General features: G+C 53.4%; 21 protein-coding genes and 1 other annotated feature. Of the genes, 10 read left to right on the plus strand and 11 right to left on the minus strand.

Features of this window, described 5'->3' with window-relative positions; translation table 11 throughout:
- Positions 1–32: 32 nt before the first annotated feature.
- The 6 genes from acnA to topA all read right to left on the minus strand — a co-directional run bounded on the left by acnA (position 33) and on the right by topA (position 7,522).
- Positions 33–2,708, minus strand: a complete 2,676-nt coding sequence (gene acnA / locus M987_RS17780) for an aconitate hydratase AcnA (RefSeq protein ID WP_014070498.1) — start codon at positions 2,706–2,708, stop codon at positions 33–35.
- A gap of 165 nt (positions 2,709–2,873) precedes the next feature.
- Entirely contained in the window at positions 2,874–2,972 is a 99-nt protein-coding gene (gene ymiC / locus M987_RS25080) for a small membrane protein YmiC (RefSeq protein WP_041162233.1), read from the minus strand.
- A 138-nt stretch (positions 2,973–3,110) separates the two neighbouring features.
- Positions 3,111–3,281 carry a hypothetical protein gene (locus tag M987_RS24905; RefSeq protein WP_041162075.1) on the minus strand — a complete coding sequence of 57 codons (171 nt, stop codon included), beginning with the start codon at positions 3,279–3,281 and terminating at the stop codon, positions 3,111–3,113.
- Positions 3,282–3,283: 2 nt separating this feature from the next.
- Positions 3,284–3,424 carry a YmiA family putative membrane protein gene (locus tag M987_RS17795; protein WP_217186602.1) on the minus strand — a complete coding sequence of 47 codons (141 nt, stop codon included), beginning with the start codon at positions 3,422–3,424 and terminating at the stop codon, positions 3,284–3,286.
- Positions 3,425–3,762: 338 nt separating this feature from the next.
- Complete coding sequence (cysB, locus tag M987_RS17800; protein WP_006175683.1) at positions 3,763–4,737, minus strand: HTH-type transcriptional regulator CysB; 975 nt, start codon at positions 4,735–4,737, stop codon at positions 3,763–3,765.
- Positions 4,738–4,924: 187 nt separating this feature from the next.
- Positions 4,925–7,522, minus strand: coding sequence for a type I DNA topoisomerase (gene topA, locus M987_RS17805; RefSeq protein WP_014070501.1), 2,598 nt, complete (start codon positions 7,520–7,522; stop codon positions 4,925–4,927).
- Between the two features lie 399 nt (positions 7,523–7,921).
- Here topA and M987_RS17810 point away from each other — a divergent pair, with 399 nt between their 5' ends.
- Positions 7,922–8,173 carry a YciN family protein gene (locus M987_RS17810; protein ID WP_014070502.1) on the plus strand — a complete coding sequence of 84 codons (252 nt, stop codon included), beginning with the start codon at positions 7,922–7,924 and terminating at the stop codon, positions 8,171–8,173.
- A gap of 34 nt (positions 8,174–8,207) precedes the next feature.
- Here the strand turns inward: M987_RS17810 and sohB are convergent, their stop codons facing one another.
- Complete coding sequence (gene sohB, locus M987_RS17815) at positions 8,208–9,254, minus strand: protease SohB (RefSeq protein WP_014070503.1); 1,047 nt, start codon at positions 9,252–9,254, stop codon at positions 8,208–8,210.
- A gap of 251 nt (positions 9,255–9,505) precedes the next feature.
- Here sohB and M987_RS17820 point away from each other — a divergent pair, with 251 nt between their 5' ends.
- Both M987_RS17820 and cobO read left to right on the plus strand, forming a co-directional pair.
- Entirely contained in the window at positions 9,506–10,267 is a 762-nt protein-coding gene (locus M987_RS17820; RefSeq protein ID WP_014070504.1) for a YciK family oxidoreductase, read from the plus strand.
- The gene (gene cobO / locus M987_RS17825) at positions 10,264–10,854 is read left to right on the plus strand and encodes a cob(I)yrinic acid a,c-diamide adenosyltransferase (protein WP_014070505.1); all 591 of its coding nucleotides are present in this window, start codon (positions 10,264–10,266) and stop codon (positions 10,852–10,854) included. The genes M987_RS17820 and cobO overlap by 4 nt, the downstream gene beginning before the upstream one ends.
- Before the next feature lie 37 nt (positions 10,855–10,891).
- On the opposite strand, the gene rluB is transcribed toward cobO, so the two are convergent.
- The 3 genes from rluB to rnm form a co-directional block, all read right to left on the minus strand.
- Positions 10,892–11,767 (minus strand): 23S rRNA pseudouridine(2605) synthase RluB, encoded by an 876-nt coding sequence (gene rluB, locus M987_RS17830; RefSeq protein ID WP_014070506.1) that lies wholly within the window; start codon positions 11,765–11,767, stop codon positions 10,892–10,894.
- Between the two features lie 96 nt (positions 11,768–11,863).
- Positions 11,864–12,484: an L-threonylcarbamoyladenylate synthase gene (locus M987_RS17835; RefSeq protein ID WP_014070507.1), complete on the minus strand. Its 621-nt coding sequence runs from the start codon at positions 12,482–12,484 to the stop codon at positions 11,864–11,866.
- Positions 12,481–13,362: an RNase RNM gene (rnm, locus tag M987_RS17840; protein WP_041162076.1), complete on the minus strand. Its 882-nt coding sequence runs from the start codon at positions 13,360–13,362 to the stop codon at positions 12,481–12,483. Before rnm ends, M987_RS17835 begins: the two co-directional genes overlap by 4 nt.
- A gap of 139 nt (positions 13,363–13,501) precedes the next feature.
- Here rnm and trpL point away from each other — a divergent pair, with 139 nt between their 5' ends.
- From trpL to trpA, 6 genes are all read left to right on the plus strand, one after another.
- A complete protein-coding gene (gene trpL / locus M987_RS25310; protein ID WP_106993556.1) occupies positions 13,502–13,546 on the plus strand; it encodes a trp operon leader peptide in 45 nt (14 codons plus the stop codon).
- Positions 13,523–13,617, plus strand: a sequence feature (Trp leader region). It overlaps the preceding gene by 24 nt.
- 26 nt (positions 13,618–13,643) lie before the next feature.
- Positions 13,644–15,206 carry an anthranilate synthase component 1 gene (locus M987_RS24520; RefSeq protein ID WP_014070509.1) on the plus strand — a complete coding sequence of 521 codons (1,563 nt, stop codon included), beginning with the start codon at positions 13,644–13,646 and terminating at the stop codon, positions 15,204–15,206.
- Entirely contained in the window at positions 15,206–16,801 is a 1,596-nt protein-coding gene (gene trpD, locus M987_RS17850) for a bifunctional anthranilate synthase glutamate amidotransferase component TrpG/anthranilate phosphoribosyltransferase TrpD (protein WP_014070510.1), read from the plus strand. The genes M987_RS24520 and trpD overlap by 1 nt, the downstream gene beginning before the upstream one ends.
- Before the next feature lie 3 nt (positions 16,802–16,804).
- A complete protein-coding gene (gene trpCF / locus M987_RS17855) occupies positions 16,805–18,163 on the plus strand; it encodes a bifunctional indole-3-glycerol-phosphate synthase TrpC/phosphoribosylanthranilate isomerase TrpF (RefSeq protein WP_014070511.1) in 1,359 nt (452 codons plus the stop codon).
- A 10-nt stretch (positions 18,164–18,173) separates the two neighbouring features.
- Positions 18,174–19,367, plus strand: a complete 1,194-nt coding sequence (trpB, locus tag M987_RS17860; RefSeq protein ID WP_014070512.1) for a tryptophan synthase subunit beta — start codon at positions 18,174–18,176, stop codon at positions 19,365–19,367.
- Entirely contained in the window at positions 19,367–20,176 is an 810-nt protein-coding gene (gene trpA, locus M987_RS17865) for a tryptophan synthase subunit alpha (protein WP_014070513.1), read from the plus strand. The genes trpB and trpA overlap by 1 nt, the downstream gene beginning before the upstream one ends.
- A 40-nt stretch (positions 20,177–20,216) precedes the next feature.
- Here trpA and M987_RS17870 read toward each other — a convergent pair whose 3' ends face one another.
- Positions 20,217–20,555, minus strand: a complete 339-nt coding sequence (locus M987_RS17870) for an SMR family transporter (protein WP_014070514.1) — start codon at positions 20,553–20,555, stop codon at positions 20,217–20,219.
- A gap of 274 nt (positions 20,556–20,829) precedes the next feature.
- On the opposite strand from M987_RS17870, the gene M987_RS17875 reads away from it, so the two are divergent.
- Complete coding sequence (locus M987_RS17875) at positions 20,830–21,165, plus strand: colicin E1 family microcin immunity protein (RefSeq protein WP_014070515.1); 336 nt, start codon at positions 20,830–20,832, stop codon at positions 21,163–21,165.
- Positions 21,166–21,238: the final 73 nt, after the last annotated feature.

Genomic DNA, 21,238 nt, shown 5'->3' on the forward strand with positions numbered 1-21,238 from the left:
CCGGCGCGGTAATGTGCGCCGGGCACATTCCATCAATCCAGCATCTTACGAATCACATAGTGCAGGATGCCGTCGTTCTGGTAATACGTTAGCTCTGTTGCGGTATCAATACGGCACCTGCAATCAAGTATTTCAGTTTTACCGTCAGCACGCGTAAGCTTCACCGGCACCGTTTTACCCGGTTGCAGGTTTTGCAATCCACTGATGTCTATCTGCTCCTCCCCGGTCAATCCCAGCGTTTTGCGCGTCACGCCCTGCGGGAACTCAAGCGGCAAAATCCCCATACCAATCAGATTCGAACGGTGAATACGTTCAAATGACTCGGCAATAACCACCCGGACACCCAGCAAACGCGGCCCTTTTGCCGCCCAGTCACGGCTGGAGCCGGAACCGTACTCTTTACCGGCAATAACCGCGAGTGGGATCCCCGCCTGCTGATAACTAACCGCCGCATCATAAATCGACACCACTTCCGTTCCTGGCAGGTAGCGAGTCATGCCCCCTTCCACTCCCGGCACCATTTCATTGCGGATACGGATATTGGCAAACGTACCGCGCATCATGACTTCATGGTTACCACGTCGTGAACCGTATGAGTTAAAGTCCCGGCGCTCCACACCACGGGCTTGCAAATAACGCCCTGCCGGGCTGTCGGCTTTGATGCTGCCTGCCGGGGAGATATGGTCCGTGGTCACAGAGTCGCCCAACATGGCCAGCACGCGCGCGCCCTGGATATCTTTCAGCGGCGCGGGTTGAGCCTGCATCTCATCAAAGAAAGGCGACAGGCGGATATAAGTCGAATCATCCTGCCAGGCGTAGGTGTCAGAACCCTCGACCGCAATGGTTTTCCACTCAGGCGTACCTTCAAACACTTCTGAGTACTCTTTATGGAACATTTCGGTAGAAACCTGCTCAACCGCGCGCGCAATTTCCTGCGATGTTGGCCAGATATCTTTGAGGTAAACCGGCTGGTTATTACGGTCTTGCCCAATAGGGTCGGAAACCAGATTGACGTTCATGTTGCCGGCCAGCGCATAGGCCACAACCAACGGCGGTGATGCCAGCCAGTTCGTTTTCACCAGCGGGTGAATACGTCCTTCGAAATTGCGGTTACCAGACAAAACAGCGCCGACCGTCAGATCACCTTGTTTAATCGCCTGCTCAATAGGCTCAGGCAAAGGCCCTGAGTTCCCGATACAGGTGGTACATCCGTACCCCACAAGATTAAATCCAAGTTCGTCCAGATACGGTGTGAGTTTTGCCTTTGCCAGGTAATCGGATACCACTTTCGACCCCGGAGCCAGCGATGCTTTCACCCACGGCTGCGGTTTTAACCCAAGCTCTACGGCTTTTTTCGCCAGCAGGCCTGCTGCCATTAGCACGCTCGGGTTCGAAGTATTGGTGCAGGAGGTAATGGCCGCAATGACAACCGCGCCTTCCGGCAGCTGCCAGGTTTGTCCGTTCAGCACATAATCTACCGGGCGATGATCTTTTTGCGCCGCGTTAAGTTCCAGTTCATTACTGGCCACAAAGGCTTTGGGGACGTTTTGTAGCGCCACCCGATCCTGCGGACGTTTTGGCCCTGCGAGGCTTGCCTCAACGGTGCCCATATCAAGCTCCAGGGTGCTGGTAAACACCGGCTCATCACCCGGGTTACGCCACATTCCCTGCGCTTTGGTGTACGCCTCTACGAGCGCCACCTGCTCTTCTGTACGCCCACTCAGGCGTAAATAGTCAAGTGTGACATTATCGACCGGGAAAAAGCCGCAGGTTGCACCATACTCTGGCGACATATTGGCAATAGTGGCGCGGTCCGCAAGCGGGAGTGAATCAAGGCCGTCACCATAGAACTCAACAAATTTGCCCACCACACCATGCTGTCGCAGCATCTGGGTGACGGTCAGCACCAGGTCAGTGGCAGTAATGCCTTCAGAGAGCTTACCGTTGAGTTTAAAACCCACGACATCGGGTATCAGCATTGAAACCGGCTGCCCGAGCATCGCGGCTTCGGCTTCAATCCCACCCACGCCCCATCCCAGCACGCCAAGGCCATTGATCATAGTAGTATGGGAATCGGTGCCCACCAGCGTGTCAGGATAAGCGACCCACTCTTTACCCTGTAATTCGCTCCAGACGGCTTTCCCCAGATATTCGAGGTTAACCTGGTGGCAAATACCGGTGCCGGGTGGCACGACGCTGAACCGGCTGAACGCCTGTTGTCCCCACTTCAGAAAGACATAGCGTTCGTGATTGCGCTCCATTTCCAGACGCACGTTCTCATCGAACGCGTCTTCGTCACCAAAGCGGTCGACGGTGACGGAGTGGTCAATAACCAGATCCACCGGGGAGAGTGGGTTGACTTTCGCCGTGTCACCACCGAGACGTTTTACGGCTTCCCGCATGGCGGCTAAATCAACCACGGCAGGTACGCCCGTGAAGTCCTGCATCAACACCCTGGCGGGCCGGTAGGCAATTTCCCGGTCCGCGTGGGCATGTTTTAGCCATCCGGCCAGCGCGTGAATATCATCAGCAGTGACAGAATCGCCATCCTGCCAGCGTAAGAGATTTTCCAGTAAAACTTTCAGCGACTTGGGTAACCGCGAAATGTCCCCAAGGCTTTTGGCAGCCAGCGGCAAACTGTAGTAATGCCAGGTTTTGTTTTCTGCCTGTAACGTGTCCTTACTGGCTTCGCGTAGGGTTAACGACATAAGCTCCTCCTTAATTACAGGGATACCCTGATTAACTCCAGGGCTGTAATTAAAGATAACACATGGTGGATGTAACGTTTTGATAACAACCCAAATTGATAAATTCTTGCGGGCGAAGACGGCGGGTATAAAACAAAAAACCCCGCCGTAGCGAGGTTTTACCAATTAAAAAATTGTCAGCCAGACAAGCTGACACCAGAAGAGAATCGACAGCGAAAAAGCGCCTATCCACGACCAGTATTTGAGAGTTGTCACGTTATTCATCATAGCAACACCAGACTTTATTAATTAGCGATCCTGAGTCAGTTCCTCAGTACAATATTGCTGATGTGTATTTATAAAAGAGTACAAAAGCGCAGAGACATTCTTCAGACTATTCGCGTAATACCGCTCAAAACTAAATTATTGTTTTTTAGGTTCGTCTTCAGCGAAGATATCAATAAAGGCCTTCTGCTGCGGTGTGAGTTTCCATGAGGCTGGAACACTGGTAGCCGGCTCTTTACGCGCTTTGTGGCTACTGTCACGATGCTGACACATCTGTTTGACCGATTCTGTACGTACCGTCACTGTCATAGTTAACCCCAATATTTCCAGGCCAGGAGAGCAACCACCACCCAAAACAGGGCAGAAACAACAAAGACCGTCATCCAGGCTTTGCGTTTAAGCGCAGGGTCCCTTTGCGGTTCTTCACTTCCTGACGGCATTGCTAACCTCATACAATCGACATCGCTTATCATTTTGATACCAAACAATTGGTACAAGTAATTATCAGTTGAGATAAATCCTAAAGAAACTTTAGCTGAAAAGCCAGTGAATTTACGCTGTGGTCCAGATTAAATATTCAATCTTTTGACCAGAAATAAATAATTGAAAAGAATTATTTGCGCAGTCGGAATTTACTTTCTACTTTTGTCGCAAATTCACGACAGTAAAACCCTATAAATAAAATGGATTATGACATTATATGTCAGCGAAGTGCAGATGATGATAATTATGATTTAGGTTTAGGCGGATATATCGGTATCTTTCCGCAATGGAAAGATACCGGGAGTGATTATTTGGCAGGGAGCTTAATGTCTTTAAACATCTCTTCGATGTCTTCATTGGAACGCAGAGCGACGGCGGTATCTACGACATCACGCGTTAAATGCGGCGCAAAGCGCTGAATAAAATCATACATATAGCTGCGCAGGAAGGTGCTACGGCGGAAACCAATTTTGGTTGTGCTATGGCTGAAAATATCATGTGCATCAAGACGGACCAAATCCGGGTCGGATACCGGATCAACCGCCATGCTGGCAATGACCCCTACCCCAAGCCCCAGCCGGACATAGGTTTTAATCACGTCGGCGTCTGTTGCAGTAAAGACAATCCGCGGCGTTAAACCTGCACGGTTAAATGCGGTGTCCAGCTCAGAACGACCGGTGAACCCGAAGGTATAGGTTACCAGCGGATATTGCGCCAGCTCTTCAATGGTTACCGAACCCTTTCCGGCCAGCGGGTGATCGGGCGTAACCACAATCGAGCGATTCCAGTGATAGCACGGCAGCATCACCAGGTCGTCGTACAGATGCAGCGCTTCTGTGGCAATGGCGAAATCTGCGTTGCCTTTGGATACCGCTTCAGCAATTTGCGTCGGTGAGCCCTGATGCATATGCAACGATACGCGTGGGTAACGCTCGATAAAGCCTTTAATCACCCCAGGCAGGGCATAACGCGCCTGAGTATGGGTGGTGGCAATGTACAACGAGCCTTTGTCAGGCCAGGTGTGCTCTCCTGCCACCGATTTAATCGCATCAACTTTAGAAAGCACTTCCCGGGCGATACGGATTATCTCCTGCCCCGCAGGCGTAACCTGAGTGAGGTGTTTACCGCTACGGGCAAAGATCTGAATACCGAGTTCATCCTCCAGCATTCGAACTTGCTTACTGATGCCGGGTTGAGAGGTATATAGACCTTCAGCGGTAGATGAGACGTTAAGGTTGTGATTTACCACCTCAACGATATAGCGAAGCTGCTGTAGTTTCATGCCAGACCATCCGATTTAGCGCACGCGGTCAATCGCTTAAGACGATTTGATAATAAGAAAAGGGTTAACTATAACCACTATATCATTTATAGCCTGACTGTATAGTACGGAACAAAAAATAATAACGACGTAATAAAAAAGGGCCGGAAGACCGGCCCTTTTACAGGTAAGTTACGGTAAGTGCAGATTATTTTTTGCCTTCAGCCCATTTACCGTCAACAAAGAAGGCTGACCAGCCGGTCGCTTTACCCTCTTTCTCAGCGGCAACATACTGCTGTTTAGTTTTACGGCTAAAACGCACAACTGTCTTATTACCTTCAGGATCCTGCTGTGGCGCATCGGCCAGATAACGCAGTTTCTCCGGCAGACGATCGCGGAAGCGATACAACTCTTCCACCAGCGGCGCACGTGTTTCACGCGATTTCGGGAAGGTATTGGCGGCCAGGAAGACCCCGGCTGCGCCGTCACGCAGCACGAAGTAAGCGTCTGATTTCTCACACGGCAACTCTGGCAACGGAACCGGATCTTCCTTCGGCGGTGCAACTTCACCGTTACGCAGGATCTTACGGGTGTTCTTACACTCGTCGTTGGTACAGGCCATGTATTTACCAAAACGTCCCATTTTCAGGTGCATTTCAGAGCCACATTTTTCACACTCAACGATTGGGCCGTCATAACCCTTAATGCGGAACTCACCCTCTTCGATCTCATACCCATCACAGGTTGGGTTATTACCGCAGACGTGCAGTTTGCGTTTAGGATCGATCAGGTAGCTGTCCATCGCAGTGCCACATTTCTTACAGCGACGCTTCGCACGCAAAGCGTTTGTTTCAGCATCGTCGCCTTCAAGAATGTTTAGCACTTCGTTCTCTGGCACCAGGTTAATGGTGGTTTTGCAACGTTCTTTCGGTGAAAGCGCGTAGCCAGAACAGCCCAGGAAGACGCCGGTTGTGGCAGTACGGATACCCATTTTACGGCCGCAGGTTGGGCAGTCGATACTGGTCAGCACCATCTGGTTCGGCAGCATCCCGCCTTCTTCCGGATCTTTCTCGGCTTTATCCAGTTGATTGGTAAAGTCGCTAAAGAAGCTGTCGAGCACCTTTTTCCACTCAGCCTGATGGCTGGCAACCTGGTCAAGGCTGTCTTCCATCTGCGCGGTGAAATCGTAGTTCATCAGCTCGCGGAAGTTAGCTTCCAGACGGTCGGTAACAATCTCACCCATCTTTTCGGCATAGAAACGACGGCTTTCAACACGGACGTAACCGCGATCCTGGATAGTCGAGATAATTGACGCGTACGTTGACGGACGGCCAATGCCACGTTTTTCCAGCTCTTTAACCAGTGACGCTTCACTGAAGCGCGCAGGCGGTTTGGTGAAGTGCTGTGCCGGCACCAGGTCGACCAGGGACAGTTCATCACCCTTGTTTACCGCAGGCAGGGTTCTGTCTTCATCGCCTTTACGCAGCGCAGGCATCACTTTTGTCCAGCCGTCAAAGCGCAGGATACGTCCACGCGCTTTCAGGCGGAAATCACCAGCACCCACTGTCAGTGTGGTGGAATCGTACTGGGCTGGCGTCATCTGACACGCCACAAACTGACGCCAGATCAGCTGATACAGCTTCTGCGCGTCGGCTTCCATATCTTTCAGCGATTCAGCCAACACAGAGACATCAGAAGGACGAATTGCTTCGTGCGCTTCCTGAGAATTCTCTTTGCTGGCGAACTGGTTGGCACTTTCTGGCAGGTATTTTTTGCCAAAGTTGTCGCTGATATAACCGCGCACCATGTTGACGGCATCCTGGCTCAGGTTGGTGGAGTCAGTACGCATATAGGTGATGTAGCCCGCTTCATACAAGCGCTGCGCCATCATCATGGTTTTCTTCACGCCATAGCCCAGACGCGTGCTTGCCGCCTGTTGCAATGTGGACGTAATAAAAGGTGCGCCAGGCTTACTGCTGGTCGGTTTATCTTCGCGCTCCAGAACCTGATAGCGTGCTTTTTCCAGCAACGCGACGGCAGCCATTGTCTGCTCGCGATTTTCAGGGCGGAACGGCTTATCGTTCTGATGGCTTACCTGCAACGGCAGTGCGTCACCGCCAGGTGTGGTGACATTGGCGTCTACTTCCCAGTATTCTTCTGGTACAAACGCTTTGATTTCGCGCTCGCGTTCAACGACCAGACGTACCGCGACGGACTGAACGCGCCCTGCTGACAGGCCACGGGCAATCTTTTTCCACAGAAGCGGAGAAACCATATAGCCCACAACACGGTCCATAAAGCGACGTGCTTGCTGAGCATTTACGCGGTCGATATTCAGCTCACCTGGCTTTTCAAACGCCTGGCGAATCGCATTTTTCGTAATTTCGTTAAACACTACACGGCTGTAGCGTTTGTCGTCGCCACCGATCACTTCCCGCAGGTGCCATGCAATGGCCTCCCCTTCGCGGTCAAGGTCGGTTGCGAGATAGATGTGGTCGGCTTTTTCAGCGAGCTGCTTCAGCTCATTAACGACCTTTTCTTTTCCTGGCAGCACTTCATATTGTGCATCCCAGTTGTGCCACGGGTTAACACCCATACGGTTGACAAGCGCGCTACGTTCATCCTTTTTAGGCTTTTTAGCCCCTTTGGTGGAGGTAGAGTCTGCGCTCTTTTTGCTGGCTGAGCCACTGGTCGGCAAATCGCGGATGTGACCAACGCTGGATTTAACCACGTAGTCATTACCCAGATACTTATTGATCGTTTTGGCTTTTGCCGGGGACTCAACGATAACGAGAGCTTTACCCATATTCACCTTTACCTAATTTAATTCTTCCAGGAATACGCCGCACGTTGATTTCCCTTCCGCTGACGACGAGCTCTTGATATTGAGACTGCGTCAGGGGATATCAACCCCTTTGTCTTACCCTTCGTCAGAAAGATGACGTCCAGGTGATTGAGTTATCGGGTATTTTTCTCAGATAGACGTTAATTCGTGACGAATTCCCGCTCGAATGTCAAGCAATTCTGTTGCCAGAATGACGAAAGCGCACACTGTACCTGATAAAATTCGTTACGCAACTTTATTAGCATGTAATAGCGATTCCCGCCAGCCGCCGGAACCGTGCTTACCCCCTCTGATAACAGGGAAAATTTGCCCCCAAAGCCCCTCCGGCGTAGACTATTGTCACTGTTTAAGGAGTGGATTATGCAGAATACAACCCAACCAATTGACCGAGCATCTCTTCTTATTGAAGCGAACAAACTGATTCGCAACCATGAAGATACTCTCGCTGGCATCGAAGCGACCGGCGTAGAGCAACGAAATGGCGTGCTGGTGTTCAGCGGTGAATATTTCCTTGATGAGCAAGGGTTACCCACCCCGAAAAGCACCGCGGTGTTTAACATGTTTAAATACCTGGCGCATACGCTATCTGAGAAATATCACCTGGTAGATTAACGCAAAACGCGAGGCAGATGCCTCGCGTTTTCGTTTACAGCAGCGGTTTTTGTCCGCGTTGTAACCAGCGTAGCAGCAGGCGATCTGCACTTTCCGCAGCGCTGTTGGTAAACCGGTCGAGCAGGCGTTTACGCTGCGCAAAGCGCACGCCGACCAGCTCACGCCCTTCCATCAGCCCTAACAGCAGATCGTCACTGGTACCGACATCATCCACCAGCCCTTTTTCCTGAGCCTGCGTGCCGTACCAGTGCTCCCCGGTTGCAACCTGCTCAATATCCAGGGTTGGGCGCATACGCTGCACAAAGTCTTTAAAGAGATGGTGGGTTTCATTAAGGTCTTCACGAAACTTCTGACGCCCCTCTTCAGTGTTTTCACCCAGCAGCGTCAGCGTGCGTTTGTACTGCCCGGCGGTATGCAGCTCAATGTCGATCTCTTTGTTTTTCAGGAAGCGGTTAAAATTCGGAATTTGCGCCACAACGCCAATAGAGCCAATGATTGAAAACGGCGCAGCTACAATTTTGTCGGCCACACATGCCATCATGTAGCCACCGCTCGCGGCCACTTTATCCACGGCGACGGTCAACGGAATCTGTTTATCACGCAGACGCTGGAGTTGAGACGCTGCCAGGCCATAGCCATGCACCACACCGCCAGGGCTTTCAAGACGTAATACCACCTGATCCGCAGGCTTCGCCACTGCAAGCACTGCCGTTACCTCTTCGCGTAAGGAGGCCACTTCATGCGCATCCATACTGCCTTTAAAATCGAGAACATAAACACGTGGTTTAACGTCATCCTGCGGGAGCTGTGATTTTGCTTTCGCTTTGGCCGCTTTAGCTTCCTGCTTGTGCTTTTTCTTTTGCACTTTTACCCACTGTTTCTGCTGATGGCTATCCAGCAGCGCAAGGGACATCTCTTCCTGCATCTCCTTATACTGTTCGCTTAAGCGGGTGATCCGCAATTCGCCACGCTGACGTTTACGCTGGGTCAGGTTAACGAGCAAGACCGCGATGACCGCAATGGCAATCACCACCGTCGCGATTTTGGCTAAAAATAACCCATATTCAGAAAGTAATTCCACGTGTTCCACCTTGATTTAACCACGATTCTTCCCCGCCAGTGTACAACAGCCGTTGTCAGGCGTCTTGCTCGTGACAATACCTGTGCGAGCCGCCTTCAGGAATCCCCGTTACTGGATGAAATATTTGCAAATTGTTAATTTCACAGAGAAGCGTCCTGTAGACTGATTGAATTCTCATGCTATTTCGGGCATAAAGCCGAAAAGTGATAAAAAGCAGGCGCGATCTACGTGCAGCGCCCAGAGGAGTCACCGTGCACTATCAACCGCAAAAAGATTTACTACAAAACCGCATCATTCTTGTCACCGGTGCCAGCGACGGGATTGGTCGTGAAGCTGCGCTGACTTACTCCCGCTACGGGGCACACGTCATCCTGGTGGGCAGAAACGAAGACAAACTACGCGACGTGGCGCAAGAAATAGAAGACGAAGGCGGCGCATTAGCCCCCTGGTATACGCTCGATTTACTGACCTGCACGCCTGAGACGTGCCTGGAGCTTGCACAGCGAATTGCAACGCACCACCCGCGCCTCGACGGCGTATTGCACAACGCCGGGTTGCTCGGGGAGGTTCGTCCTATGGATGAACAAAAGTCGGAGCTCTGGCAGCAGGTGATGCAGGTTAACGTCAACGGGACATTTTTCCTGACACAGGCTTTGCTTCCTTTATTACTCAAGTCTGATTCAGGATCGCTGGTCTTTACATCGTCAAGCGTTGGGCGTCAGGGACGTGCAAACTGGGGAGCGTACGCGGTATCAAAATTTGCCACAGAAGGCATGATGCAGGTGCTGGCTGAGGAATATCAGAGCCGCCATCTGCGCGTAAATTGCATTAATCCGGGTGGAACACGCACCAAAATGCGCGCCAGCGCGTTCCCGGGTGAAGATCCGCAAAAACTGAAAACACCGGCGGAAATCATGCCGCTCTATCTTTGGCTCATGGGTGATGACAGCCGCCGTAAAACCGGTATGACCTTTGACGCACAGCCAGGCCGTAAACCGGGGATTTCGCAATGAGTGAAGAACGCCATCAGCAACGCCAGCAGCGTCTGAAAGAACAGGTCGATGCGCGTGTTGCCGCCGCTCAGGACGAGCGCGGGATTATTATTGTTTTCACCGGCAACGGGAAAGGTAAAACCACCGCCGCGTTTGGCACGGCAACCCGTGCAGTGGGTCATGATCAGAAAGTGGGTGTTATTCAGTTTATTAAAGGTGAATGGCCTAACGGAGAGCGTAATCTGCTGGAGCCGCACGGCGTCGAATTTCAGGTCATGGCGACCGGATTTACCTGGGACACACAAAACCGTGAAACCGATACAGCCGCATGTCTGGCCGTCTGGGAACACGCGAAAAGAATGCTGGCAGACCCCACGCTGAACATGGTGGTGCTGGATGAAATCACCTATATGGTGGCCTACGACTATCTGCCGCTGGATGCCGTACTGGCTGCATTACAGGCTCGCCCGGCGCATCAGACGGTGATTATAACGGGACGCGGCTGCCACAGGGATATTCTGGACATAGCCGATACCGTCAGCGAATTACGCCCGGTTAAACATGCTTTCGATGCAGGTATCAAAGCCCAGATCGGGATTGATTACTAAGAAAAAAGCCCGGTTGATGAGACCGGGCTTTTAAAGATTAACCGTTGTTATTCCGGCTGCCAGAGCGGCGATTATTGCTCACCTGGCTGTGACGTTTTACCGCACGGCGGATCTGGTTCGCTTTCATGCGACGACGATCTTTTTCAACCGCCACTTTAGAGGTGGTTTCCGGCGTCAGGCCGACCAGTTCACGCAGGTAGTTAGTCTGGGTTAAATCCAGCTCGGTATAGCCACCACGCGGCAGACCTTTCGGCAGCAGGATGTCGCCATAACGTACGCGGATCAGGCGGCTCACCTGCACACCAACCGCTTCCCACAGACGACGAACCTCGCGGTTACGGCCCTCAGTCAGGGTCACGTTGTACCACTGGTTAATCCCTTCACCACCGGTAAATTTGATGGTTTTGAACGCCGCCGGGCCGTCTTCCAGTTGCACGCCACGCGACAGGTCGCGCAGTTTGTTCTCATCAACCTGGCCGAATACACGCACTGCGTATTCACGTTCAACTTCGCGGCTTGGGTGCATCAGGCGGTTTGCCAGTTCACCGTCAGTGGTAAACAGCAGCAGACCGCAGGTGTTCACATCCAGACGACCCACGGCAATCCAGCGAGCGCCGCGCAGTTTAGGCAGGCGGTCGAATACTGTCGGGCGACCTTCCGGGTCATTGCGGGTACACAGCTCACCTTCTGGCTTGTAATAGGCCAGCACGCGGCAGATCTGTTCAGCGGACTCTTTTACCGAGATAAGATGACCGTCGATACGGATCTTCAGCCCCGGTACAATTTCTACGCGGTCGCCCAGCGTGGAGACTTTACCGTCCACACTCACGCGACCTGCTTCAATAATAGCTTCGATTTCACGGCGTGAACCGTGGCCGGCGCGCGCCAGCACTTTCTGTAATTTCTCGCTCATTGAGCTTCCTCAGGTGTCGCCTTCACAGGCGTCGAATCAGGTCAAAACACGGCAGCGCCCCGTTTTGATGGCCGCGTAGTATAGCTGCTTACACCTTTACAAGAAAGGTTTAACATCACCCACGCCTTCGCGAATCACTTCCGGCGCATCGTCAGTCAGATCAACCACGGTAGTCGGCTGCTGCCCGAGGTATCCACCGTGAATAACCAGGTCTACCACCTTCTCCAGTCGATCCTTGATTTCATCCGGGTCGGACTCGGTAAACTCGCTGCCAGGCAGCATGAGCGACGTCGACAGCATCGGCTCACCGAGAGTCTCCAGCAGCGCCTGTGCAATCGGGTTCGAAGGAACGCGCATCCCGATGGTTTTACGTTTTTCCTGCAACAGACGGCGCGGAACCTCTTTTGTCCCTTTCAGGATAAAAGTGTAGTTACCCGGCGTGTTGTTTTTGATCAGACGAAACGCCACGTTATCAACATAAGCATAGGTAGACAGCTCAGAGAGATCGCGGCACATCAACGTAAAGTTATGGCCGTCTGGCAGTTGGCGAATGCGACAGATACGCTCCATCGCCCCTTTGTCTTCAATTTTGCAGCCCAGCGCGTAACCCGAGTCGGTCGGATAAACGATAACGCCCCCCTTGCGGACAATCTCCACGGCCTGATTAATCAGGCGGGGTTGCGGGTTATCTGGATGAATATAGAAAAACTGACTCATACTTCCCTCTCTTCAAGTTGCTTTGGCTGTTCCCAGAGCTGCCAGACAGGCTCTACGCCTGCGGGGAGCCAGAGTTTGCGACCCAGCTCTATCCACGCACAAGGCTGATGGAAATCAGAGCCCTGTGACGCAAGAAGCCCAAACTGGCGGGCATAGGTCGCGAGCTGCGAACGCTCATTGGGTGCCTGCTGGCATTGTGCGACTTCCATCGCGTCTCCTCCGCGCTCGGCGAAGTGAACCAACAGCCTTTTCAGCCATTTAGCAGAAAGATTATACCGCCCAGGATGGGCCAGCACTGCCTTGCCACCAGAATGATGAATCACATCAATAGCTTGTTCTATTGTACACCACTGTGGCGGAACGTATCCGGTTTTCCCGCGCGCCAGGTATCTTTTAAACACGTCGGCCATGGTGGTGGCTTTACCGGCCTCAACCAGAAAACGGGCAAAATGACCGCGCGTAACGGCACCGCCGTTCGCCAGCTTCTGAGCCCCTTCCAGTGCCCCCGGGATATGCGCTTTTTCGAGGCGCTCGCCAATCATCTCTGCGCGCAGGTTACGACGCGTTTTTTGTTCTTGCAAAAATGCGCACATTGCTGGATGTTCTATATCGATGTTCAGGCCAACGATATGAATTTCATGGTTTTCCCAGAGGGTTGAGATCTCCACGCCAGCAACCAGGTTTAGCGGTAAACCGCTGCGGGCAATTTCGGCCCGCGCCGCAGGAATGGCATCCGTTGTATCGTGATCGGTTATCGCCAGCGTGCCAACGCGCATTTCAACGGCACGGTGAACGAGAGCTTCGGGCGTCAGCAGGCCATCAGAAGCCTGAGTGTGGCTGTGTAAATCATAAATTACGGCGTAGGTGGTATCGCTCAAAGCACTTCCCATCACAGGTTAATAACATCTCAGAGGCCTATGATAACGGCTTGCCGCGAAATTCTGAAATCAAGGGTTGACAACACGCCACCGAACTAGTTAACTAGTACGAAAGTTCACACGAGAAAGGTATCTGAAAATGACAGCACATTTCACTCTGCATGGTTGGTGGCGCACTTCCTGAGTATCGGGCAGTGTCACTCGTCTGCGAAATGCAAACAGATACCAGGCCCGCGCTAAAGCGGGCTTTTTTTTTGAACAAAATAAATGAGAAGAACATCATGCAAACAGCCAAACCACACCTCGAACTGCTGACCTGCGAGGCGGCCTATCGCCATAACCCTACCGCGCTGTTTCATCAGGTGTGCGGTGCGCGTCCGGCCACCCTGCTGCTGGAATCAGCGGATATCGACAGCAAAGACGATCTCAAAAGCCTGTTGCTGGTCGACAGTGCGCTGCGCATTACCGCGTTAGGTGACACCGTCACAATCAAAGCGTTATCTGACAACGGTGCATCCCTGCTGCCGCTGCTGGATGCCGCGCTGCCTGCTGGCATCGAGAATGAACATCACCCGGAAATGCGTGTGCTGCATTTCCCGCCGGTCAGTCAGCTGCTGGATGAAGACGCCCGCCTGTGCTCCCTGTCCGTGTTCGATGCCTTCCGTCTGCTGCAAAATCTGGTTTCCGTGCCTGAAGATGAACGTGAAGCCATGTTCTTTGGCGGGCTGTTTGCATATGACCTGGTCGCAGGTTTTGAAGATTTACCGGAAACCGAACAAGGCAACCGCTGTCCGGACTACTGCTTCTATCTGGCCGAAACCTTGCTGGTGATCGACCATCAGAAAAAATACACCCGCATCCAGGCAAGCCTGTTCACGCCGTCAGCATCGGAAAAGAAACGTCTTGATCACCGCATCGCGCAACTTCAACAGCAATTAACTGAAGAGCCCCCTGTGCTGCCGGTTCAGCGCGTGGAAAAAATGCAATGCGATGTTAATCAGACTGACGATCAGTACGGTGCCGTCGTGCGCCAAATGCAAAAAGCGATTCGCGCGGGTGAAATTTTCCAGGTTGTTCCGTCCCGTCGTTTCTCGCTGCCTTGCCCGTCACCGCTGGCCGCCTACGATGTGCTGAAAAAGAGCAACCCGAGCCCGTACATGTTCTTTATGCAGGACAATGATTTCACCCTGTTTGGCGCCTCTCCGGAAAGCTCACTGAAATACGATGCCACCAGCCGCCAGATTGAGATCTACCCGATTGCCGGGACACGCCCGCGTGGCCGCCGTGCCGATGGCTCGCTTGACCGCGATCTCGACAGCCGTATTGAGCTGGAAATGCGCACCGACCATAAAGAGCTGTCCGAGCATCTGATGCTGGTAGACCTGGCGCGCAACGACCTTGCGCGAATTTGTACCCCAGGCAGCCGCTACGTCGCTGACCTCACCAAAGTCGACCGTTATTCATTTGTGATGCACCTGGTGTCCCGCGTGGTCGGTGAACTGCGCAGCGACCTGGACGTGCTTCACGCCTACCGTGCCTGCATGAACATGGGTACCCTGAGCGGTGCGCCAAAAGTGCGCGCCATGCAGCTTATCGCCGAAGCCGAAGGCCGTCGTCGCGGCAGTTACGGCGGTGCGGTGGGGTATTTCACCGCCCACGGCGATCTCGATACCTGCATCGTTATCCGCTCTGCGTATGTGGAAGATGGCATTGCCACCGTCCAGGCGGGTGCGGGTATCGTTCTGGATTCTGTTCCGCAGTCTGAAGCTGACGAAACTCGCAGTAAAGCTCGCGCGGTATTGCGCGCCATTGCTACCGCACACCATGCACAGGAGATTTTCTGATGGCTGACATTCTGCTGCTCGATAATATCGACTCCTTTACTTACAACCTGGCAGATCAGCTGCGTGCGAATGGCCACAACGTTGTTATTTACCGTAACCATGTTCCGGCGCAGACCCTGATTGAGCGTCTGGGCACTATGCAAAACCCGGTGCTGATGCTCTCCCCTGGGCCTGGCGCACCAAGCGAAGCGGGCTGTATGCCAGAGCTGCTGACCCGGATGCGCGGTAAGCTGCCGATCATCGGTATCTGCCTTGGTCATCAGGCGATCGTTGAAGCTTACGGCGGCTATGTCGGCCAGGCCGGTGAAATTCTGCACGGTAAAGCCTCCAGCATTGAACATGACGGCCAGGCGATGTTTGCCGGGTTGCCAAACCCACTGCCGGTTGCGCGTTATCACTCGCTGGTTGGCAGCAATATCCCGGCGGGGCTGACGATTAACGCCTCGTTCGAAGGCATGGTGATGGCGGTGCGCCACGATGCCGATCGCGTTTGCGGCCTACAGTTCCACCCGGAATCTATTCTGACCTCTAACGGCGCGCGTCTGCTGGAACAGACCCTCGACTGGGCGTTACAGAAACTGGAGCAAACCAATACGCTCCAGCCGATTCTGGAAAAACTGTACCAGGCGCAGACGCTGAGCCAGCAGGAAAGCCACCAGCTCTTCTCCGCTGTAGTTCGCGGTGAACTGAAACCTGAACAGCTGGCAGCAGCGCTGGTCAGCATGAAAGTCCGCGGCGAAAGCCCGCAGGAGATAGCCGGCGCAGCAACCGCACTGCTGGAAAACGCCGCACCGTTTCCGCGCCCTGATTATCCGTTTGCCGATATCGTCGGCACCGGCGGTGACGGCAGCAACAGCATCAATATCTCCACGGCCAGCGCATTTGTGGCGGCAGCCTGTGGGATGAAAGTGGCGAAACACGGTAACCGCAGCGTATCCAGCCGTTCGGGGTCGTCTGATTTACTGGCGGCCTTTGGCATCAACCTGGACATGAAGGCAGAACGCTCGCGTGAAGCTCTGGACGATTTGGGTGTCTGTTTCCTGTTTGCCCCGAAATACCACACCGGTTTCCGCCATGCGATGCCGGTTCGACAGCAGCTGAAAACCCGCACCCTGTTTAACGTGCTGGGCCCACTGATTAACCCGGCGCATCCGCCGCTGGCGCTGATTGGCGTTTACAGCCCGGAACTGGTACTGCCGATTGCCGAAACCTTACGTGTACTGGGTTATCAGCGTGCCGCAGTCGTACACAGCGGCGGTATGGATGAAGTGTCTCTTCATGCACCAACGCTGGTTGCAGAGCTGCGCGAGGGCGAAATCCATAGCTACCAGCTTGAAGCCGAAGACTTTGGATTAGTGCCCTATCGCCAGGAAGCGCTGGCAGGCGGCACACCGGAAGAAAACCGTGACATTCTGACGCGCTTACTACAAGGTAAAGGTGAGTCCGCTCATGAGGCTGCCGTTGCCGCAAACGTTGCCATGCTGATGCGTTTACACGGTGAAGAAGACCTGAAGGTCAACGCACAAAAAGTTCTGGACGTACTGCGCTCTGGTGCAGCATACGATCGCGTTACCGCACTTGCGGCGAGAGGGTAAAGAATGCAGACCGTTTTAGCGAAAATTGTTGCCGATAAGGCCATCTGGGTAGAAGCACGCAAACAACAGCAGCCGCTTGCCAGTTTTCAGAATGATGTCGTACCAAGCAGCCGCCGTTTTTACGATGCCCTTCAGGGTGCGCGCACCGCGTTTATCCTGGAGTGTAAAAAAGCTTCTCCGTCAAAAGGCGTTATCCGTGATGATTTTGATCCTGCGCGCATTGCAGGCGTCTACAAACATCATGCGTCAGCCATCTCCGTGCTGACAGATGAGAAATATTTCCAGGGCAGTTTTGATTTTCTGCCGATTGTCAGCGGCATCGCGCCGCAGCCGATCCTGTGCAAAGACTTTATTATCGACCCGTACCAAATCTGGCTGGCACGGTTTTACCAGGCCGATGCCTGCCTGCTGATGCTCTCCGTGCTTGATGACGAACAGTATCGCCAGCTCTCTGCCGTGGCACATAGCCTGAACATGGGCGTGCTGACCGAAGTGAGCAACGAAGAAGAGTTGGAACGCGCCATTGCGCTGAAAGCCAAAGTGGTTGGCATTAACAACCGCGACCTGCGTGACCTGTCCATTGACCTCAACCGTACGCGCCAGCTTGCGCCGCGCCTTGGTTCCGGCGTGACGGTTATCAGCGAATCCGGCATTAACACTTATGCCCAGGTGCGCGAGCTGAGCCATTTTGCCAACGGCTTCCTGATTGGCTCCGCCATGATGGCATATGACGATCTCAACGCCGCCGTGCGCCGCGTGCTGCTTGGGGAAAACAAGGTCTGCGGCTTAACCCGTGAACAGGATGCACAGGCGGCCTGTGAAGCCGGTGCGATTTACGGCGGGCTGATCTTCGTCGATACCTCCCCTCGGGCCGTTACCGTCGAGCGGGCACGTGGAATTATCGCGGCAGCACCACTTAGCTACGTGGGCGTGTTCCGTAACGCGGATATTGCTGATGTTGCCGCGAAAGCCGAAACCTTATCGCTTAGCGCAGTCCAGTTGCACGGCAGCGAAGATCAGGCGTATATCGACGCCCTGCGTCAAGTTCTGGCACCACAGGTGCAAATCTGGAAAGCCCAGAGCGTTGGCGACACCCTGCCCGCGCGTAATCTGAATCATGTTGATAAATACGTACTCGACAACGGCCAGGGCGGCACCGGCCAGCGTTTTGACTGGTCATTGCTGAATGGTGAAGTGCTGGACAACGTGCTGCTGGCAGGCGGGCTAAGCCCGGATAACTGTGTAGAAGCGGCGAAAACCGGCTGTGCCGGCCTCGATTTCAATTCAGGCGTAGAGTCCCAACCGGGTATCAAAGATGCCAGCAAGCTGGCCTCGGTGTTTAAAACTCTGCGTGCATATTAAGGAAGAGAAGATGACGACATTACTAAACCCTTATTTTGGTGAGTTCGGTGGTATGTACGTACCGCAAATCCTAATGCCTGCGCTGCGCCAGCTGGAAGAAGCGTTCGTAAGCGCACAAAAGGATCCGGCATTTCAGGCTGAATTTACCGACCTGCTGAAAAACTACGCTGGCCGCCCGACCGCGCTGACCAAGTGCCGTAACCTGACCGAAGGCACAAAAACCACGCTGTACCTTAAGCGTGAAGATTTACTGCACGGTGGCGCGCACAAAACCAACCAGGTGTTGGGTCAGGCGCTGCTCGCCAAGCGCATGGGCAAAACCGAAATCATCGCCGAAACCGGCGCGGGTCAACACGGTGTGGCGTCGGCACTTGCCAGCGCCCTGCTCGGCCTGAAATGCCGTATCTACATGGGTGCGAAAGACGTTGAACGCCAGTCGCCGAACGTGTTCCGTATGCGTCTGATGGGTGCTGAAGTGATCCCGGTACACAGCGGCTCGGCCACGCTGAAAGATGCCTGTAACGAAGCGCTGCGCGACTGGTCTGGCAGCTATGACACCGCGCACTATATGCTGGGCACCGCGGCAGGTCCGCATCCGTTCCCGACTATCGTACGTGAATTCCAGCGCATGATTGGCGAAGAGACCAAAGCTCAGATCCTCGACAAAGAGGGGCGCCTGCCTGATGCGGTAATCGCCTGCGTGGGCGGTGGCTCTAACGCCATTGGGATGTTTGCAGATTTCATCGACGATACCAGCGTAGGGCTGATTGGCGTTGAACCTGCCGGTCACGGTATCGAAACCGGTGAACACGGCGCACCGCTCAAGCATGGCCGCGTTGGGATCTACTTCGGTATGAAATCCCCGATGATGCAAACGGATGAGGGCCAGATTGAAGAGTCTTACTCTATCTCTGCGGGCCTTGATTTCCCGTCAGTTGGGCCACAGCACGCTTATCTGAACAGTATCGGTCGTGCGGATTATGTCTCTATTACCGATGACGAAGCGCTGGAAGCATTTAAAACATTGTGTCGCCACGAAGGGATCATCCCGGCGCTGGAGTCCTCTCATGCGCTGGCACACGCGCTGAAAATGATGAAAGAAAACCCGGAAAAAGAGCAGCTGTTGGTGGTTAACCTTTCCGGTCGCGGTGACAAAGATATCTTCACCGTTCACGATATTCTGAAAGCACGAGGGGAAATCTGATGGAACGCTACGATAACGCATTTGCACAACTGAAAGCCCGCAAGGAAGGCGCGTTCGTTCCCTTCGTCACCCTTGGCGATCCTGGCCCGGAGCAGTCGCTGAAAATCATCGATACCCTGGTTGAAGCCGGTGCCGATGCGCTGGAGCTGGGTATCCCGTTCTCAGACCCGCTGGCAGATGGTCCAACCATTCAGAATGCGACCCTGCGCGCCTTTGCGGCTGGCGTAACGCCAACCCAGTGTTTCGAGATGCTGGCAGCCATTCGTCAGAAACACCCGACCATCCCGATTGGCCTGCTGATGTATGCCAACCTGGTGTTTAACCGCGGTATTGATGAGTTCTATGCCGAATGTGCCCGCGTGGGCGTTGATTCCGTACTGGTTGCGGATGTGCCGATTGAAGAGTCTGCCCCGTTCCGCCAGGCAGCGATGCGTCATAACGTTGCGCCGATTTTCATCTGCCCGCCAAATGCCGATGACGAACTGCTGCGCCAGATTGCCTCTTACGGCCGTGGTTACACCTACCTGCTTTCCCGTGCGGGTGTGACAGGCGCCGAGAACAAAGCGGCGCTGCCACTGCATCATCTGGTGGAAAAACTGGCGCAATACCACGCAGCGCCTCCGCTGCAAGGCTTTGGTATCTCCTCGCCAGAGCAGGTTACTGCGGCGATTGACGCCCAGGCTGCCGGGGCGATTTCAGGCTCCGCAATTGTGAAAATCATCGAGAAGAACGTTGATAAGCCAGAGCAGATGCTGGCCGAACTGAAAGCCTTCGTGACCGCGATGAAAGCCGCTACACGTAAAGCGTAATCGGTATCGCCCGTCTGGCTCTCTGCCAGACGGGTATCCCTTAGTGGGCCACGCTTTTCGAAAAGAGATTAATGACCACCACCCCACCGATAATCATCAACATCCCCAGCATGGCCGGGAAATCCAGTTTTTGCCCCAGAAACAGCCAGCCAACCGCGCCGATCATGACGATACCCACCCCAGACCAGATAGCGTAGATAATCCCCGTAGGAATGCTTTTCATCGGGATGGTCAGGCACCAGAAGGCAATGCAGTACCCCAGAATGGCCACCACGCTCGGTAACAGACGCGTAAAGCTATCCGAAAGCTTGAGCGCCGTGGTGGCAATGACTTCCATCACAATGGCAATCGCCAGAAAAAGAACAGCCTGTTGGTTCATAGAGTCCTCAATAAAAAGCCAGCAAACCCGATATTATAAAACGCTTTTATGACGGTTCAGAGAAGTCTTTGTCATTGATCTTATCTATAGATTGGCCGTGACAACGTTGCGCCCAGCACCAAAGTTATGCTGCTGAGCAAACGCACGCGTTGAAACTGCGGCCACCAGGCGGATGTTTAAGCTTCTCTTTTGCATTCAGGCTATGATTGTGAGACGCGGGAAAGCGGAGAACAGGCGAAATTTCAACAGGGCTGTTTAGATTTATAAGGTAAGCATGACACTTAAATACTATCTGGGTAACTTATGTTGGGGTTTGGTCGTGTTCGGGATTATCGCCTTTGGCTGGCATGATGAACTTCAAACAACCACAATGAAGATATTTATGGTACTCGCTATGCTAAGTGGGTTGATTTTCCCCTTTGCAAAAAAAGCGATTGAACGGATTGCCCTGAAATATTCAACACGCGAACAGTGGACTACAGGTTTCTATACTGAAACGCCGATGAAGAACGGGTTGTACGCATTCTACTTCATGCTGATTTTCGTCGTGGCCATACCGGTTGGCGTAATCTATCTGCTGTACCTTGCAATATCCAAAAAGTGCACATGACGTTGCCCTTGATTAAGGATAGCGTTGCATCGACCCATGGAACTCGCAGCACAGAGCGGACATTTCAGCTTTT

Source organism: Enterobacter soli ATCC BAA-2102 (genome assembly GCF_001654845.1).
Classification (GTDB): Bacteria; Pseudomonadota; Gammaproteobacteria; order Enterobacterales; family Enterobacteriaceae; genus Enterobacter; species Enterobacter soli.

Bases quoted from the DNA above. Each gene is read 5' to 3' on its own strand.
- acnA (WP_014070498.1), bottom strand. From the start codon at position 2,708: ATGTCGTTAACCCTACGCGAAGCCAGTAAGGACACGTTACAGGCAGAA.
- ymiC (WP_041162233.1), bottom strand. From the start codon at position 2,972: ATGAATAACGTGACAACTCTCAAATACTGGTCGTGGATAGGCGCTTTT.
- M987_RS24905 (WP_041162075.1), bottom strand. From the start codon at position 3,281: ATGACAGTGACGGTACGTACAGAATCGGTCAAACAGATGTGTCAGCAT.
- M987_RS17795 (WP_217186602.1), bottom strand. From the start codon at position 3,424: ATGAGGTTAGCAATGCCGTCAGGAAGTGAAGAACCGCAAAGGGACCCT.
- cysB (WP_006175683.1), bottom strand. From the start codon at position 4,737: ATGAAACTACAGCAGCTTCGCTATATCGTTGAGGTGGTAAATCACAAC.
- topA (WP_014070501.1), bottom strand. From the start codon at position 7,522: ATGGGTAAAGCTCTCGTTATCGTTGAGTCCCCGGCAAAAGCCAAAACG.
- M987_RS17810 (WP_014070502.1), top strand. From the start codon at position 7,922: ATGCAGAATACAACCCAACCAATTGACCGAGCATCTCTTCTTATTGAA.
- cobO (WP_014070505.1), top strand. From the start codon at position 10,264: ATGAGTGAAGAACGCCATCAGCAACGCCAGCAGCGTCTGAAAGAACAG.
- rluB (WP_014070506.1), bottom strand. From the start codon at position 11,767: ATGAGCGAGAAATTACAGAAAGTGCTGGCGCGCGCCGGCCACGGTTCA.
- M987_RS17835 (WP_014070507.1), bottom strand. From the start codon at position 12,484: ATGAGTCAGTTTTTCTATATTCATCCAGATAACCCGCAACCCCGCCTG.
- M987_RS24520 (WP_014070509.1), top strand. From the start codon at position 13,644: ATGCAAACAGCCAAACCACACCTCGAACTGCTGACCTGCGAGGCGGCC.
- trpD (WP_014070510.1), top strand. From the start codon at position 15,206: ATGGCTGACATTCTGCTGCTCGATAATATCGACTCCTTTACTTACAAC.
- trpCF (WP_014070511.1), top strand. From the start codon at position 16,805: ATGCAGACCGTTTTAGCGAAAATTGTTGCCGATAAGGCCATCTGGGTA.
- trpB (WP_014070512.1), top strand. From the start codon at position 18,174: ATGACGACATTACTAAACCCTTATTTTGGTGAGTTCGGTGGTATGTAC.
- trpA (WP_014070513.1), top strand. From the start codon at position 19,367: ATGGAACGCTACGATAACGCATTTGCACAACTGAAAGCCCGCAAGGAA.
- M987_RS17870 (WP_014070514.1), bottom strand. From the start codon at position 20,555: ATGAACCAACAGGCTGTTCTTTTTCTGGCGATTGCCATTGTGATGGAA.
- M987_RS17875 (WP_014070515.1), top strand. From the start codon at position 20,830: ATGACACTTAAATACTATCTGGGTAACTTATGTTGGGGTTTGGTCGTG.